15 protein-coding genes and 1 riboswitch are annotated in these 15548 nt (G+C 71.9%); of the genes, 10 read left to right on the forward strand and 5 right to left on the reverse strand.

Features of this window, described 5'->3' with window-relative positions; all coding sequences use genetic code 11:
- Positions 1 to 18: 18 nt before the first annotated feature.
- The 3 genes from glyA to gcvT all read right to left on the reverse strand — a co-directional run bounded on the left by glyA (position 19) and on the right by gcvT (position 2957).
- Positions 19 to 1281: a serine hydroxymethyltransferase gene (glyA, locus tag PS271_RS20780; RefSeq protein ID WP_194960429.1), complete on the reverse strand. Its 1263-nt coding sequence runs from the start codon at positions 1279 to 1281 to the stop codon at positions 19 to 21.
- 46 nt (positions 1282 to 1327) lie between these two features.
- Positions 1328 to 1708, reverse strand: coding sequence for a glycine cleavage system protein GcvH (gcvH, locus tag PS271_RS20785; RefSeq protein WP_398383668.1), 381 nt, complete (start codon positions 1706 to 1708; stop codon positions 1328 to 1330).
- Positions 1709 to 1841: 133 nt separating this feature from the next.
- Entirely contained in the window at positions 1842 to 2957 is a 1116-nt protein-coding gene (gene gcvT, locus PS271_RS20790; RefSeq protein ID WP_398383669.1) for a glycine cleavage system aminomethyltransferase GcvT, read from the reverse strand.
- A gap of 150 nt (positions 2958 to 3107) precedes the next feature.
- Positions 3108 to 3216, reverse strand: a riboswitch (glycine riboswitch).
- Between the two features lie 163 nt (positions 3217 to 3379).
- Here gcvT and PS271_RS20795 point away from each other — a divergent pair.
- A complete protein-coding gene (locus PS271_RS20795) occupies positions 3380 to 4069 on the forward strand; it encodes an AAA family ATPase (protein WP_398383670.1) in 690 nt (229 codons plus the stop codon).
- A gap of 46 nt (positions 4070 to 4115) precedes the next feature.
- Here the strand turns inward: PS271_RS20795 and PS271_RS20800 are convergent, their stop codons facing one another.
- On the reverse strand, positions 4116 to 4679 hold the full coding sequence (locus PS271_RS20800) for a hypothetical protein (protein WP_398383672.1): 564 nt from the start codon (positions 4677 to 4679) through the stop codon (positions 4116 to 4118).
- Positions 4680 to 4925: 246 nt separating this feature from the next.
- On the opposite strand from PS271_RS20800, the gene PS271_RS20805 reads away from it, so the two are divergent.
- From PS271_RS20805 to PS271_RS20845, 9 genes are all read left to right on the forward strand, one after another.
- Positions 4926 to 5744, forward strand: a complete 819-nt coding sequence (locus PS271_RS20805; RefSeq protein WP_398386963.1) for an enhanced serine sensitivity protein SseB C-terminal domain-containing protein — start codon at positions 4926 to 4928, stop codon at positions 5742 to 5744.
- Between the two features lie 146 nt (positions 5745 to 5890).
- Positions 5891 to 6631 carry an enhanced serine sensitivity protein SseB C-terminal domain-containing protein gene (locus PS271_RS20810; RefSeq protein WP_398386965.1) on the forward strand — a complete coding sequence of 247 codons (741 nt, stop codon included), beginning with the start codon at positions 5891 to 5893 and terminating at the stop codon, positions 6629 to 6631.
- 357 nt (positions 6632 to 6988) lie between these two features.
- Positions 6989 to 7987 carry an ABC transporter permease gene (locus tag PS271_RS20815; RefSeq protein WP_398383673.1) on the forward strand — a complete coding sequence of 333 codons (999 nt, stop codon included), beginning with the start codon at positions 6989 to 6991 and terminating at the stop codon, positions 7985 to 7987.
- A gap of 128 nt (positions 7988 to 8115) precedes the next feature.
- The gene (locus PS271_RS20820) at positions 8116 to 9891 is read left to right on the forward strand and encodes an ABC transporter substrate-binding protein (RefSeq protein ID WP_495656757.1); all 1776 of its coding nucleotides are present in this window, start codon (positions 8116 to 8118) and stop codon (positions 9889 to 9891) included.
- A gap of 143 nt (positions 9892 to 10034) precedes the next feature.
- Positions 10035 to 11033: an ABC transporter permease gene (locus tag PS271_RS20825; protein WP_120753838.1), complete on the forward strand. Its 999-nt coding sequence runs from the start codon at positions 10035 to 10037 to the stop codon at positions 11031 to 11033.
- The gene (locus PS271_RS20830) at positions 11030 to 12181 is read left to right on the forward strand and encodes an ABC transporter ATP-binding protein (protein ID WP_398383677.1); all 1152 of its coding nucleotides are present in this window, start codon (positions 11030 to 11032) and stop codon (positions 12179 to 12181) included. The genes PS271_RS20825 and PS271_RS20830 overlap by 4 nt, the downstream gene beginning before the upstream one ends.
- A gap of 73 nt (positions 12182 to 12254) precedes the next feature.
- Positions 12255 to 13301: an ABC transporter ATP-binding protein gene (locus tag PS271_RS20835; protein WP_398383679.1), complete on the forward strand. Its 1047-nt coding sequence runs from the start codon at positions 12255 to 12257 to the stop codon at positions 13299 to 13301.
- A 38-nt stretch (positions 13302 to 13339) separates the two neighbouring features.
- A complete protein-coding gene (locus PS271_RS20840) occupies positions 13340 to 13999 on the forward strand; it encodes a trimeric intracellular cation channel family protein (RefSeq protein ID WP_398383681.1) in 660 nt (219 codons plus the stop codon).
- An 87-nt stretch (positions 14000 to 14086) separates the two neighbouring features.
- A complete protein-coding gene (locus PS271_RS20845; protein ID WP_398383683.1) occupies positions 14087 to 14920 on the forward strand; it encodes a thioesterase family protein in 834 nt (277 codons plus the stop codon).
- A gap of 21 nt (positions 14921 to 14941) precedes the next feature.
- Here PS271_RS20845 and PS271_RS20850 read toward each other — a convergent pair whose 3' ends face one another.
- A complete protein-coding gene (locus PS271_RS20850) occupies positions 14942 to 15532 on the reverse strand; it encodes a TIGR03086 family metal-binding protein (protein ID WP_398383685.1) in 591 nt (196 codons plus the stop codon).
- Positions 15533 to 15548: the final 16 nt, after the last annotated feature.

The raw sequence follows: 15548 nt of genomic DNA on the forward strand, positions 1-15548 counted from the left end.
GAATCGGATGCCTATGTGTTACTTCAGGCCGGGGTACAGCGGGTGCTTGTCCGCGAGCGCCGTGACGCGGCCGCGCAGGGCCTCCGCGTCGTAGGACGGCTTCAGCGCTGCGGCGATGATCTCGGCGACCTCACGGAAGTCCTCCGCCTGGAAGCCGCGGGTGGCCAGCGCCGGCGTGCCGATCCGCAGACCCGAGGTGACCATCGGGGGCCGCGGGTCGTTCGGGATGGCGTTCCGGTTGACCGTGATCCCGACCTCGTGGAGGCGGTCCTCGGCCTGCTGGCCGTCCAGCTCGGAGTTGCGCAGGTCCACCAGCACCAGGTGCACGTCCGTACCGCCGGAGAGGACGGAGACGCCCGCCTCGGCGACGTCCGGCTGCACCAGGCGCTCGGCCAGGATCTTCGCGCCCTCCAGCGTACGCTGCTGGCGCTCCTTGAACTCCTCGCTGGCCGCGACCTTGAAGGAGACGGCCTTCGCGGCGATCACGTGCTCCAGCGGACCACCCTGCTGACCGGGGAAGACAGCGGAGTTGATCTTCTTGGCCAGCTCGGCAGTGGAGAGGATCACACCGCCGCGCGGACCGCCGAGGGTCTTGTGCGTGGTGGTCGTCACGACGTGCGCGTGCGGCACCGGGGAGGGGTGCAGACCCGCGGCGACGAGGCCCGCGAAGTGGGCCATGTCGACCATCAGGTACGCGCCGACCTCGTCGGCGATCCGGCGGAAGGCCGCGAAGTCCAGCTGGCGCGGGTACGCGGACCAGCCGGCGACGATCAGCTTCGGGCGGTGCTCCTTGGCGAGGCGCTCGACCTCCTCCATGTCGACCAGGTTGGTCTGCTCGTCGACGTGGTAGGCGACCACGTTGTAGAGCTTGCCGGAGAAGTTGATCTTCATGCCGTGGGTCAGGTGCCCGCCGTGGGCGAGGTTCAGACCCAGGATGGTGTCGCCCGGCTTGATCAGCGCGAACATCGCGGCGGCGTTGGCCTGCGCACCGGAGTGCGGCTGGACGTTCGCGTGCTCGGCACCGAAGAGCGCCTTGATCCGGTCGATGGCGATCTGCTCGACGACATCGACGTGCTCGCAGCCACCGTAGTAGCGGCGGCCGGGGTAGCCCTCGGCGTACTTGTTGGTGAGGACCGAGCCCTGGGCCTCCATGACCGCGACCGGAGCGAAGTTCTCCGACGCGATCATCTCGAGGGTGGACTGCTGGCGGTGGAGTTCGGCGTCGACAGCGGCGGCGACGTCGGGGTCGAGCTCATGGAGGGAGCTGTTCAGAAGCGACATGAGTTCTTCCTGGACTTCCTGGGCGGAGGAGGAGGTGAGGGCGAGGTCAGCCTGCGGTGAGGGCGACGTACTCGTCGGCGGAGAGGAGGTCCGCCGGCTCGTCCGTGATCTTCACCTTGAACAGCCAGCCGCCCTCGAAGGGGGCGGAGTTCACCAGCGCGGGGTCGTCCACGACGTCCTGGTTGGCCTCGGTGACCTCACCGGTCACCGGGGAGTACAGGTCACTGACCGACTTGGTCGACTCCAGCTCGCCACAGGTCTCGCCCGCGGTGACGGTGTCACCGACGGCCGGGAGCTGGGCGTAGACGACGTCACCGAGCGCGTTCGCGGCGAACTCGGTGATGCCGACCGTGGCCACGCCGTCCGCGTCGACGGCCGACAGCCACTCGTGCTCCTTGCTGTAGCGCAGCTGCTGGGGGTTGCTCATGGCTAGATTCTCCTGGATGCGCGTGAGTGCTTGTGCAACGGGTCTTGACAGGTGAGAACGGAGCGGTCCGGATGATCTCCGGGCGGGCCCGGGAACGCCTCCGGACGATCAGTGCTGCCGTCGGCGGGGACGGTCAGCGCTGCCGCTTGTAGAAGGGCAGGGCGACGACCTCGTACGGCTCGTGGCTGCCGCGGATGTCCACGCCCACGCCCGCCGTACCGGGCGCGGCGTGCGCCGCGTCCACGTATGCGATCGCGATCGGCTTGCCGAGCGTGGGGGAGGGGGCGCCCGAGGTGACCTCGCCGACGACCTCGCCGCCGGCCACCACCGCGAAGCCGGCGCGCGGCACGCGGCGGCCCTCGGCGATCAGCCCGACGAGCTTGCGCGGCGGCTGCGCCTCGGCGCGCTCCGCGGCCGCCTGGAGCGCCGCGCGGCCCACGAAGTCGCCCTCCTTCTCGAACTTCACGACCCGCCCCAGGCCCGCGTCGAACGGGGTGGTCGCGGTCGTCAGCTCGTGCCCGTACAGCGGCATGCCCGCCTCCAGGCGCAGCGTGTCGCGGCAGGAGAGGCCGCACGGCACGAGGCCGGCGTCCGCGCCCGCCTCCGTGAGGGCCTTCCACAGCTTCTCGGCGTCGCCGGGGGCGACGAACAGCTCGAAGCCGTCCTCGCCCGTGTAGCCGGTGCGGGCGATGAGGGCCGGCACGCCCGCGACGGTGCCCGGCAGGCCCGCGTAGTACTTCAGGCCGTCCAGGTCGGCGTCCGTGACGGACTTCAGGATGCCCGGCGAGGCCGGCCCCTGGACGGCGAGGAGCGCGTACGCCTCGCGGTCGTCGCGGACCTCGGCGTCGAAGCCGGCGGCGCGCTCGGTCAGCGCGTCGAGCACGGTCTGCGCGTTGGAGGCGTTGGCCACGACCATGTACGTGGTGTCGGCGAGGCGGTAGACGATCAGGTCGTCGAGGATGCCGCCGTCCTCACGGCAGATCATCGTGTAGCGGGCGCGGCCGGTCGCCACGCCTCCTATGTTGCCCACCAGGGCGTAGTCCAGCAGGGCGGCGGCCTGCGGGCCGGTCACGGTGATCTCGCCCATGTGCGAGAGGTCGAAGAGGCCCGCGCGGGTGCGGACCGCGACGTGCTCGTCGCGCTCGCTGCCGTAGCGCAGCGGCATGTCCCAGCCGGCGAAGTCGGTCATCGTCGCGCCGAGCTCGCGGTGCAGGGCGTCGAGGGCGGTGCGGCGAGGGGTGTCGGTCATGAGTGTGGGCTCCCGGACATGGCAGTGAGGACGTCCTCCCCATCTGTCATCGGAACCTGAGAGGTTCACCGGAAGCCGCCGCGACACGCGGGAGCCCGGCTTGCACCTTGGGTGGGGCCGCACAGGATGCGGCCCGCTTTTCAGATCTGCCTCGTCCGCGCGGTACGGGGCCTGAGAGATTCAAGGGAGGAACTTGCTCCTTCGGCGCCCAGGGCAACACGGCGTGGCGTGCTGACTGGGACTCTCCCGCGCGGATTCGAGCGGCCGGTATGCAGTTGGATTCGCAGTTGGCGCGCACATCATTGCACGTACGGGCGCGTTGCGGACTGCCTGGCGCCCCTCGAATTCGATTACCTTGCCTTTACGTTCCGTGGGTAGGGGCTGGTGACGGGCAGTGACCGGGCCGGGGGAGGACAGAACCGATGGGAACAGCACCGACAGCACCAACAGCACCAACAGAGCCACCGGCATCAACAGCACCGGCAGAACCGGCAGTGGGTGCGGCCGCGGCGGCCCGGCCCCGCGCCGGGGTGCTGGACCTGCGCGGCGGAGCGGGCCGCCGGGAGCTGCGCTTCCCCGCGGGGGACCTGCTGATCGTCTCCGGGCTGCCCGGGAGCGGGAAGTCCACGCTCATCCGGCGCGCCGTGGCCGCGCTGGACGCGCGGGAGGGGATCGTCTGGTGCGTCGACTCCCAGGACGCCCGCGAGCGGCTGGAGCGGCACGCGCCCGGCTGGCTCCCGTACGGCGCCTACCGGCCGTTCGCCCGGCTCGCCCACTACGCGGCGCTGCGGCGCGCCCTGCGCTCCGGCGCCAGCGTCGTCGTGCACGACTGCGGGCAGCGGGGGTGGGTGCGCCGCTGGGTCGCGCGCGACGCCCGCCGCCGGGGCACCGCGGCCCACCTCCTGCTCCTCGACGTGCCGCCGGGCACGGCCCTGGCCGGGCAGGCGGCGCGGGGCCGGGGCGTCTCGCCGCATGCGTTCGGGCGGCACCGGCGGGCGATGGCCCGCCTGATCGCCGAGGTCACGGCCCGGTCCGTCCCGGAAGGGGTGGCGTCGGCGGTGGTCCTGGACCGCGAGGCGGCGGACGCGCTGCGGGGGATCTCCTTCACGTAGGCCTACGGGGAGGGCCCCGGCGGAAGGCCCCCGTGGAAGGCCCGGCCTACAGCGGCAGGGGTGCCGGCAGCGGCATGCCGTTTCCCGCTCCCGTCAGCGGGAGCCTGGCCAGGAGGTCCTTCACGACGGCCAGGGCCTCACCGATCGCCGCCTGGGTGCCCGCCGTGTCGTTCTTCCCCGCCGCGTCGATCAGCTTCTGGACCGCCGCCCCCAGCTTCTTCAGCAGGTCCTGGACGTCGCCCACGGGGTCCGTCGCCGTGCGGCCCCTGGTGGGCGGGGACTGCCGCAGCGAGTCCGAGAGGTGCCCCGTCGCCGCCCGCAGCCGCTGCTGCATGTCCTTGAGCGCGGCCACGTCCGGCGTCTTCGACCGGGCTTCCTTGCCGATCCGCGAGACCAGGGTGAGCGCCTCCCCCAGCTGCCCCACCGCGTCGAGCTGTTGCTGCTGGGCCGCCGCCCCCGACTTCGGCGCCTCGGACGGGACGGTCACGACGACGGACATGTCGGGGTCGGGTGCGTTCACCGCGGCGAGGGAGGGCCCTGCGACGGCCACGGCGACGGATCCGCAGGCGGCGACGGCTATCGCTGATGCGGCGAGCTTGTTGGCACGCATGCTGGAGGTCCCTTCGGCTGTCGGGCGGCTGCTCGATCACCGTGGGACGCGTGGTGGCGCTGCGCAACCCGGGGGACACGGTCAGTGCCGTGACAGGAGTGGGTGACTGCCTCCCCGGCCCCCTCTGACCTGGGACATCACCGCCGATTTCGGCAGCCGGCGGGAGTCTTCGGGGGTTCAGCCGTTAGGGTGCGGGTGCGGCCTTGTCGAGACGGTGGTTGGACGGCGTTGGACGAGTTGGACGAGATGAGCATCCCCGGGCAGCACGGCGGCTGGACCCCGGCCCCCGCCGGCAGCGGCGCACCCGTGCCCGGTGTGCCCGCGGGCAGCGCGCCCGGCTGGCCCGCCAACGAGCTCGAAGAGGTGCTCGCCGCCTCCGTGGGCGTGCCCGGCGCGGGCCCGCGCATCGTGGAGGTGCTCGGCCGCAGCCACGTCTGGATTCCGCTTCCGGCCGGCGGCGGCCAGGACAGCCCCGACCTCGACGTGCCCACGCTGGAGCTCGGCGGTGCCGCCTTCGTGCCCGTCTTCAGCTCCGAGGGCGAGCTCCTGCGCGTCGCGGGCGAGCGCATGCCGTACGCGGTCGCCCCGGCCGTCGAGTTCGCCCGCGGCCTGCCCCCGCAGGTGGGCATCGTCGTCAACCCCGAGGGCTCCGTGGGCGCGCCGCTGCCCCCGCCGGCCGTCGCCGAGCTGTGCCGGGCCGGCCGCACCGCCCTCGACGGCGACGCCACCGGCGGCCGGGTGCGGCTCTTCGAGCCCGACTGGCAGGACGAGCCGACGGCCTTCCTGGCCGCCGCGGGCCTGGAGTTCACCGCCGCCCGCGTCGTGCGGACGGCGCGCCGCGCCCTCGCCAGCGTCGAGGGCGCCGGCCCGGCGCTGTTCATCGGCGTCGAGCTGGACCTGCCGGATCCGGAGAGCCGCACCGCCGCGCTGGAGGCCCTCGGCCGGGCCCTCGGCTCCGTGCCCGTGCCCTGGCCCGTCCAGCTGGTCTTCCTCGACGTCGCGCGCGACCCCGTCGGCGACTGGATGCGGGAGCGGATCCGCCCGTTCTACGACCGCGACCTGTGACTCCTCCCCTGTCCGCCGCGGCGGGCTCGTAAGCTGGTCGGACGACCACGGGGGCGCACCGGCGCTCCCCGGGTCGCAGCAGCAGTCAAGGCCGAGAGAAGAGGCGGACCCAGGTGAGCGCGGGCGCGGAGAGCGGCGTGGAGCAGATGCTGCGCCAAGTGGCGCCCGGCCGGTACGACGCGTACGAGGAGCTGCTGCGGTCGCTGGCCGAGGGCCGGGTCTGGATGCTGCTCTGGCACGGCCAGGCCGGTTCGCCCGACGCCCAGTACGGCAACATGGAGGTCGAAGGCCTCGGCTACGCCCCGTGCGTGACGTCCGCCCAGGAGCTCGCCGCCAGCGGCTGGAACCGCGCCCATGAGGTGATCTCCGGCCGCGCCGTCGCCGAAGCCCTCTACCCCGGCCGCTGGGGCCTGTGGCTCAACCCGCACGCGCCCGGCGGCGGCGTCGGCATCCCCTGGCTCGACCTGCGCCGCATCGCCGGCGGCCTGGACCGGCTGCCGGCCGGGCCGCTGCGCGTGAGCGAGCCCGGCGTGGAGATCCCGCAGTTCTACGCCCTCCTGGGGCAGAACGCCCACCGCACCCCCGCGGTGCGCTCGCTGCGCCGCGCCTGGGTGCAGCCCGCCCTCGGCAGCGCGTACCTGGCGATCGGCCTGGACCTGTACGACACCTCGCCGGGGTCCGTGGAGTCCGTGCGGCTGATGATGCAGCAGTCGATCGGCGCGGTGCCGGACGGCCTGCCGGTGTCCACGGTCGCGATGGCGGACGAGCACGATCCGGTCGCGATGTGGATGCGCGCCAACGCCCGCCCGTTCTACGACCGCGACGCCCACGGCGCGCCCGCCGCGCCTTCCGGTTACGGCTATCCGCCGCAGACCGGGGCCTACTGACGGAGGTCCGGCGGGCCCGGCGGCCCGCCCCGCGCCCCGTAGGCCGACCACCGTTGTCCGTATAACGGAATTCCTCTGCACACATCACGGTTGCGCATCCTTTGCCGACCGGGTCTGGCGGGTGATCGCCGGGCCGTTGAAGACTCCCGCCACAAGGACTCCGGGTCCTGCGCAACGAGGACCCCGGCTCCCGCGTACGACCTGCTCCGCGTGCACGTCCCGCAGCTTTTCGCATGCACGGCCCGCAACTTCTCGCACCATCGCACTTCTCGCACCTTTCGCACCAGTGATGTGAACCAGCCGTATCCGCGGCGGGGTTGGACCGGCGCGTGCCGGCCGAGGGGGGTCCACCAGACGATGACGGCACCACTGCACGACACGGACGCGGCGCAGACCGCTGCCGTCGACCTCGCCGCCGACCTCCCGGTCAAGGCCATCGAGGGCCGGTCCCCGTGGCGGATCGCCTGGATCCGGCTGAGGCGCGACAAGTTCGCCCTGGCCGGCGGCACCGTCGTGGTGCTGCTCATCCTCGTGGCGGTCTTCGCACCGCTGATCGTGAGCGCGCTGGGCCACCCGCCCAACGAGTTCCACGAGGACCAGATCGACCCCCTCTTCAGCACGCCCAAGGGCAGCTGGGGCGGCATCAACTCGGACTTCCTCTTCGGCGTCGAACCCACGAACGGGCGCGACGTCTTCAGCCGCATCGTCTACGGGGCCCGGGTCTCGCTCCTCGTGGCCTTCCTGTCCGCCGTCGTCGCGGTCGTCATCGGCACCGTCTTCGGCATCGTCGCCGGCTTCTTCGGCGGCTGGGTCGACGCCTTGATCAGCCGGGTCATGGACCTTCTGCTGGCCTTCCCCCAGCTGCTGTTCATCATCGCGCTGGTGTCCGTGGTCCCCGACTCCCTCTGGGGCCTGACCGGTTCGGGCGTGCGCATGGGGGTGCTGATCGCCGTCATCGGCTTCTTCGGCTGGCCCTACATCGGGCGCATCGTGCGCGGCCAGACCCTCTCGCTCAGAGAGCGGGAGTACGTCGAGGCCGCGCGCAGCCTGGGCGCCGGCCGCGGCTACATCCTCTTCCGCGAGCTGCTGCCCAACCTGGTCGCGCCGATCACCGTCTACACCACGCTGATGATCCCCACCAACGTCCTCACCGAGGCCGCCCTCAGCTTCCTCGGTACCGGAGTCAAGCCCCCCACGGCATCGTGGGGCGAAATGCTCGCCAGGGCCGTGGACCACTACGAGGCGGACCCGCTCTTCATGATCATCCCGGGTCTCGCCATCTTCGTCACCGTCCTCGCGTTCAACCTCTTCGGCGACGGTGTCCGGGATGCCCTGGACCCCAAGGGGTCGCGCTAGCGCCCGCCGGGGCCCGCATCCGCCGTCCCACTCGTGTCCCACCGCCCCTGTCGGTCCGTCAGGAGGCTTACGTCCGCAAACCCGCCGGCCCGTTCCCGGGCGGCGACGATCACGGAGGTCGCGACACCTTGAGAACACAGAGAACTCCGATGCGCAGGTCCGCCGCCGGCGCGGCCCTCGTGGTCGCGGCCCTGGTCACGACGGCCGCCTGCGGCGGCGGTGGCGGGAGCAAGGACGGTGGCGGGGAGGGCAAGGGCGCGGGCTTCAACGCCGGGGTCGACAAGATCGCGGGCGCCTCCGAGAAGAAGGGCGGCGAGCTGAAGTTCATCGGCACGCAGGACGCCGACTCCTGGGACCCGCAGCGCGGTTACTACGGATTCATGTGGGACTTCGCCCGCTACTACACGCGCACGCTGATCAGCCCGAAGCCGGCCGCCGGCGGCGAGAGCACCACGCTGGTGCCCGACATGGCCACCGACACCGGCAAGGTCTCGGACGACAAGAAGACCTACACCTTCACCCTGCGGCCCGGTCTGACCTGGGAGGACGGGCAGCCCGTCACCGCCCAGCACATCAAGTACGGCATCGAGCGCATCTGGGCCACCGACAAGATCTCCGGCGGCCCCACCTGGCTGATGCAGGTCCTGGACCCGGAGAAGACGTACAAGGGCCCGTACAAGGACGAGAGCAAGGACAAGCTCGGGCTGAAGGCGATCGAGACGCCGGACGACAAGACGATCGTCTTCAAACTCCCCAAGCCCAACGGCGACTTCCTCCAGATGCTGGCCATGCCCGCCGCGGCCCCGGTCCGCCCGGACAAGGACACCGCGGAGCGCTACGGCCAGAAGCCGTTCTCCAACGGGCCGTACAAGTTCGTCTCGTACAGCCCGAACAAGGGCCTCGAACTGGTCCGCAACGACAAGTGGAACAAGGACTCCGACAGCGTCCGCAAGGCCCTGCCGGACAAGATCTCGGTCACGCTGATCACCAACGCCGACGACATGGACAACCGGCTGATCAAGGGCGACTACGACCTCGACATCAACGCCACCGGCATGGGCTCCGCGGGCCGCCAGAAGGCCCTCAAGGAGCACAAGGGCAACGTCGACAACCCGCAGACCGGCTTCATCCGCTACGCGTCCTTCCCCAAGACCGTCGCCCCGTTCGACAACGAGCACTGCCGCAAGGCCGTCATCTACGGCGCCGACCACACCTCGCTCCAGACCGCCCGCGGCGGCCCCCAGGCGGGCGGCGACATCGGCATCAGCATGCTGCCGCCGGCCGTCAAGGGCTTCGACCCCGGCTACGACCCGTTCAACATGAAGCAGGGCAAGCCCGACGTGGCCAAGGCCAAGGAGGAGCTGAAGGCCTGCGGCAAGCCCGAGGGCTTCAAGACGACGATCGCCGTGCGCAACAACAAGATGCAGGAGGTCGCCACGGCCGAGTCGCTCCAGGCGTCGCTGAAGGCCATCGGCATCGACGCGCAGATCGACAAGTACGACGGCGCGCAGTCCACCGGCATCATCGGCTCGCCGGGGAACGTCAAAGCCAAGGGCTACGGCATCATCATCATGGGCTGGGGCTCCGACTTCCCCAGCGGCCAGGGCTTCCTCCAGCCCATCGCCGACGGCCGCTTCATCCAGGAGAGCGGCAACCAGAACTACCCCGAGCTCAACGACCCCGCGGTCAACAAGGCCTTCGACGAGGCCATCGCGGAGACCGACGTCGAGAAGGCCGGGAAGCTCTACCAGGAAGCCAACAAGAAGGTCATGGAGGGCGCCTGGTACCTGCCCTTCACCTACGAGAAGAACATCATCTGGCGCAGCTCCCGGCTGACCAACGTCTACACGGCCGACATCTACAACGGCCGCTACGACTACGCCTCGCTGGGCGTCGTCAAATGACCACGCCAGTGGTGACAGTCCGTCCGCTCCGCCGGCGCACCCGCCGCTAGGCCCGAAGGGCAGGTGAGGGCCGAGCGCGACGGCCGGGGACGCCCCCCTCTTCCCCAGGGGGGCGCCTCCGGGCCGCCGCCGGGCCGACCGCAGTGTTCGCTTACATCGTCAGGCGGCTGTTCGCCGTCATCGTGATGCTGCTCGTGGTCATCCTCGTGACCTTCGGCATCTTCTTCGCGATCCCGAAGTTCACCGGGTCCGACCCCGCGCTGATGTACGTCGGCAAGCAGGCCGACCCGGCGGCCATCGAGGGCATCCGGCAGAAGCTGGGGCTCGGCGAGCCGATCCTGGAGCAGTTCTGGAACTTCGTCAGGGGGATCTTCGCCGGCCGGGACTACGCCAGCGCGAACGACTCCGTCCACTGCCCGGCCCCCTGCTTCGGCTACTCCTTCCGCCACGAGAGCCCCATCTGGCCCGAGCTGACGAGCCGGCTGCCCGTCACCCTCTCGCTCGCCGGCGGCGCCTGCGTGCTGTGGGTCACCGGCGGCGTCCTGACCGGCGTCGTCTCCGCGCTCAAGCGCGGCACCGTCTGGGACCGCACCGCCATGACCGTGGCCCTCAGCGGCGTCTCCCTGCCGATCTACTTCACCGCCCTGCTCTCGCTCGCGGTCTTCAAGTACAAGCTCGGCTGGGTCGGCGGCGAGTACACCTCCTTCGGGGACGACCCCGGGAGCTGGTTCGGCGGCCTGATCCTGCCCTGGGTCACCCTCGCCTTCCTCTACGCGGCGATGTACGCGCGGCTCACCCGCGCCACCATGCTGGAAGTGCTCGGCGAGGACTACATCCGCACCGCCCGCGCCAAGGGGCTCGCCGAGCCCGTCGTCATCGGCAAGCACGCGATGCGCTCCACCATGACCCCGATCCTCACCGTGCTCGGCATGGACCTCGGGGCGCTGGTCGGCGGCGCCATCCTCACCGAGACGGCCTTCAGCCTGCCCGGCCTCGGCCAGGCCGCGGTGGCGGCCATCAACGAACGCGACCTGCCGATGATCCTCGGCGTCACGCTCATCACGGCCTCCGCCGTCGTCTTCGCCAACCTGGTCGTGGACCTCCTGTACGCCGTGATCGACCCCCGAGTGAGGCTCTCGTGACCACCGCCCCCGCTCCCGCCCCGAGCCCCGCCTCCGGCCCCGGCCCGGGGGAGCCCCCCACCGCCTTCCTCGACGTGCGCGACCTGCGCATCCACTTCCCCACCGACGACGGCCTCGTCAAGTCCGTCGACGGGCTCTCCTTCCAGCTGGAGAAGGGCAGGACGCTCGGCATCGTCGGCGAGTCCGGCTCGGGCAAGTCGGTCACCTCGCTCGGCATCATGGGCCTGCACACCGTCGGCCAGTACGGGCGCGGCAAGGCCCGGATCTCCGGCGAGATCTGGCTCGACGGCAAGGAGCTGATGAGCGCCGACCCCGACGAGGTGCGGCGGCTACGCGGCCGCGAGATGGCGATGATCTTCCAGGACCCGCTGTCCGCCATGCACCCGTACTTCACGATCGGCCACCAGATCGTCGAGGCGTACCGGGTGCACCACGGCGACGCGGACAAGAAGACCGCCCGCAAGCGGGCCGTCGAGCTGCTGGACCGCGTCGGCATCCCGCAGCCCGACCGCCGCGTCGACGACTACCCCCACCAGTTCTCCGGCGGCATGCGCCAGCGCGCCATGATCGCCATGGCGCTGGTCAACAACCCCGAGCTGCTCATCGCGGACGAGCCGACCACCGCTCTCGACGTCACCGTCCAGGCGCAGATCCTCGACCTCATCCGCGACTTGCAGAAGGAGTTCGGCTCGGCCGTCATCGTCATCACCCACGACCTCGGCGTCGTCGCCGAGCTGGCCGACGACATCCTCGTCATGTACGGCGGCCGCTGCGTGGAGCGCGGGCCCGCCGAGAAGGTCTTCTACGAGCCCCGGCACCCGTACACCTGGGGCCTGCTCGGCTCCATGCCGCGCATCGACCGCGAGCAGACCGAACGGCTGATCCCCGTCAAGGGCTCCCCGCCCAGCCTCATCAACATCCCCTCCGGCTGCGCCTTCAACCCGCGCTGCCCGTACGCGGACGTGCCCGCGGACGGGATCACGCGTACGGAGCGGCCGGAACTGCGGCTGGTGACGGGGGCCGCTGCCGGCGGCGGTGAGGGTGGCGGCGCGGGAGGCCCGGGAGGCGGGCAGCACTGGTCCGCCTGCCACATGGCCGAGGAGGAGCGGACCCGCATCTGGACCGAAGAGATTGCACCGAAGCTGTGAGGGCTCACGAGGAGCACGAGGCCCGTGAGGCCCACGAGGACATGACGACCACGAGGACCACGAGGACCACGCGATGACGATTCCCGGGCAGCAGGCGCCGTCCGACGGGCCCGAGGCCCTCCTCACGGTCGACGGCCTGGTCAAGCACTTCCCGATCACCAAGGGGCTGCTGCGCCGGCAGGTCGGCGCCGTCCAGGCCGTGGACGGCCTCACCTTCGACGTCCGCACGGGGGAGACCCTGGGCGTGGTGGGGGAGTCCGGCTGCGGGAAGTCCACCATGGGGCGGCTGATCACCCGGCTGCTGGAGCCGACGGGGGGCCGCGTCACGTTCCGCGGCAAGGACATCAGCCACCTCGGCGTGGCCGGGATGCGCCCGCTGCGCCGCGACATCCAGATGATCTTCCAGGACCCGTACTCGTCGCTGAACCCCCGGCACACCGTCGGCACCATCGTCGGTGCGCCCTTCAAACTCCAGGGCATCGCGCCCGAGGGCGGGGTGAAGAAGGAGGTCCAGCGGCTGCTGGAGCTCGTCGGGCTCAACCCGGAGCACTACAACCGCTACCCGCACGAGTTCTCCGGCGGGCAGCGGCAGCGCATCGGCATCGCGCGGGCGCTCGCGCTCAAGCCGAAGCTCGTCGTCGCCGACGAGCCGGTCTCCGCGCTGGACGTGTCGATCCAGGCCCAGGTGGTCAACCTGCTCGACGACCTCCAGGACGAGCTCGGGCTCACGTACGTGATCATCGCGCACGACCTGTCGGTCATCCGCCACGTCTCGGACCGCATCGCCGTCATGTACCTCGGCAAGCTCGTGGAGCTCACCGACCGCTCCTCGCTCTACGCGAAGCCGATGCACCCCTACACCAAGGCACTGCTGTCCGCGGTGCCGGTGCCTGACCCGAAGCGGCGCACGAAGAGGGAGAGGATCCTGCTCAAGGGCGACGTGCCCTCGCCGATCTCGCCGCCGTCCGGCTGCCGCTTCCACACCCGGTGCTGGAAGGCGACCGACGTGTGCACGGTGCAGGAGCCGCCGCTGCTGGCGCTGGAGCCGGGCCACCAGGTGGCCTGCCACCACCCGGAGAACGCACCGGAGGCGGCCGCGCCGGCGGCTGCCGGAGGGTGAGCGTCCGAAACGGCGTCCGGGCCGAGTAAGAATGTCTGGTGCTCACCGACCTGTTCAGTCCCTCCGTCCAGCATTCGCTGGACATCGCGGGGATCTTCGTCTTCGCGATCTCCGGCGCCCTGCTCGCCGTGCGGAAGAACTTCGACGTCTTCGGCATGGCGGTCCTGGCGGAGGTCACGGCGCTGGGCGGCGGGCTGATCCGGGACGTGATCATCGGCGCCGTGCCGCCCGCGGCCTTCACCGACCTCGGCTACTTCCTCACCCCGCTGCTCGCCACGGTGATCGTCTTCTTCCTGCACCCGGAGGTCGAGCGGATCACCAAGGCGGTGGGGGTCTTCGACGCGGCGGGCCTCGGGCTGTTCTGCGTCACCGGCACGGTCAAGGCGTACGGGCACGGGCTCGGCCTCGTCTTCGCCACGACGCTCGGGATGGCCACGGCGGTCGGCGGCGGCGTGCTGCGCGACATACTCGCGCACGAGGTGCCGTCGCTGCTGCGCTGGGACCGCGACCTGTACGCCGTGCCGGCCATGGTCGGCGCCGCGCTGGCCGCGCTGCTGCTCCGCTTCGGCGCGCTGGACGGCGCGGCGTACGCGGTGCCCGTGGTGACGGCGTTCGTCCTGCGGCTGCTCGCGATGCGCTTCAACTGGCGGGCGCCGCGGGCGTGGCACCGGCGGAGCGCGGCCACGGAAGAGGCGTGAGGGCGCGGCGCCGTCCGGTAGGTCCGGGTCGTTGATCCTTCACTCAGAACCTACCGGTCAGTAACTCCCGGGTGTAGCGTGACCGGCATGGCACAGGCAACCATCGGTGACAGCGAATTCGACCGCGACACCGCGCTGACCCGGCGCGGCCCCGGCACGTACGAGGCCGGGCTCCCGGCCGGGTGGACCATCGGCGGCGCGGTCAACGGCGGCTTCCTCCTGGCCGTGCTCGGCCGGGGCCTCGCCGGGGAACTGCCCCACGCCGACCCGTTCACCATCACCGCGCACTACCTCTCCGTGAGCCGGCCCGGCCCCGCCGTCGTCCGCACGCAGACCGTGCGCACCGGCCGCGCCCTCTCCACGGGCCAGGCCTCCCTCCTCCAGTACGACGCGGACGGCAGCGAGATCGAGCGGATCCGCGTCCTCGCCACCTACGGCGACCTCGGCGCCCTCAGCGACGACGTCCGCACCACGGCCAAGCCGCCGGCCCTCCCCCCGTACGAGCACTGCCTCGGCCAGGAGCACGGCGACGGCTCCCACCCCCTCGCCGAGATCGCCCGCCGCCTCGACATCCGCCTCGACCCCGCGACCGCCGGCTGGGCGGCCGGCGCGCCCAGCGGCCGCGGCGAGATGCGCGGCTGGTTCGGGCTCGCCGACGGCCGCCCCCTGGACCCGCTCGCCCTGCTGCTCGCCGTCGACGCCCTGCCGCCCACGACGTTCGAGATGGGCCTGAGCGGCTGGGTGCCCACCGTCGAGCTGACCGCCCACATCCGCTGCCGGCCCGCGCCCGGCCCCGTCCGCATCGCCATCACCACGCGCAACCTCGCGGGCGGCTTCCTGGAGGAGGACGCCGAGGTCTGGGACAGCGAGGACCGGCTCGTGGCCCAGTCCCGGCAGCTGGCGGCCGCCCCGCGGCGCTGAGGCCGCGGGTTCACGGCGGGGCTAGGCGACCTCGCGGCCCAGCCACGCCGCCAGCCGCGTATACGGGTCCGCACCCTCCGGCGCGGGCCGCACCGCCCCGAACGGCACCTCCTCGCCCCGCCGGTCCGCCGGCAGGAACCGCTGGGCCGGGTCCAGCACCAGTCCGGCCAGCTCCTGGTCCAGGGGGAGCGGGTGCCCCAGTGCCTGCGACAGGTCCCAGGCGTGGGTGACGCTCTCCAGCACCACCCCCGACGCCAGGTACACGGCCCCCGGGAATGTCCCCCACTCCACGGTCACCGGGCGCTCCAGCGTCGCGTCGTCCGCCCAGGCCGCCCTCAGCCGGGCCAGCGCCGCCCCGTAGGCCCGGCCCCAGCCGTCGTCCGCGACGTCCGCGGGCGGGCCGCTCCTCTTCAGCGTGCCGGTCTCGCCGAGCTGCGCCGCGTCCTGCACGCCGGCCACGAGGTGCCCCAGCAGGGCCCGCACGTCGAATTCCGCGCACGGCGTCGGGTTCCCGAGCCGCTCCGCGGGCACGGCCTCGATCAGGGCCGCGACCTGGGCGACCGCGCGCTCCATCAGGGGGCGGGGGTCGGAGAGGGTGGGCGCGCCGGTCATGGCGACTCCATTCGCA

The organism is Streptomyces sp. SCA2-17, assembly GCF_044336695.1.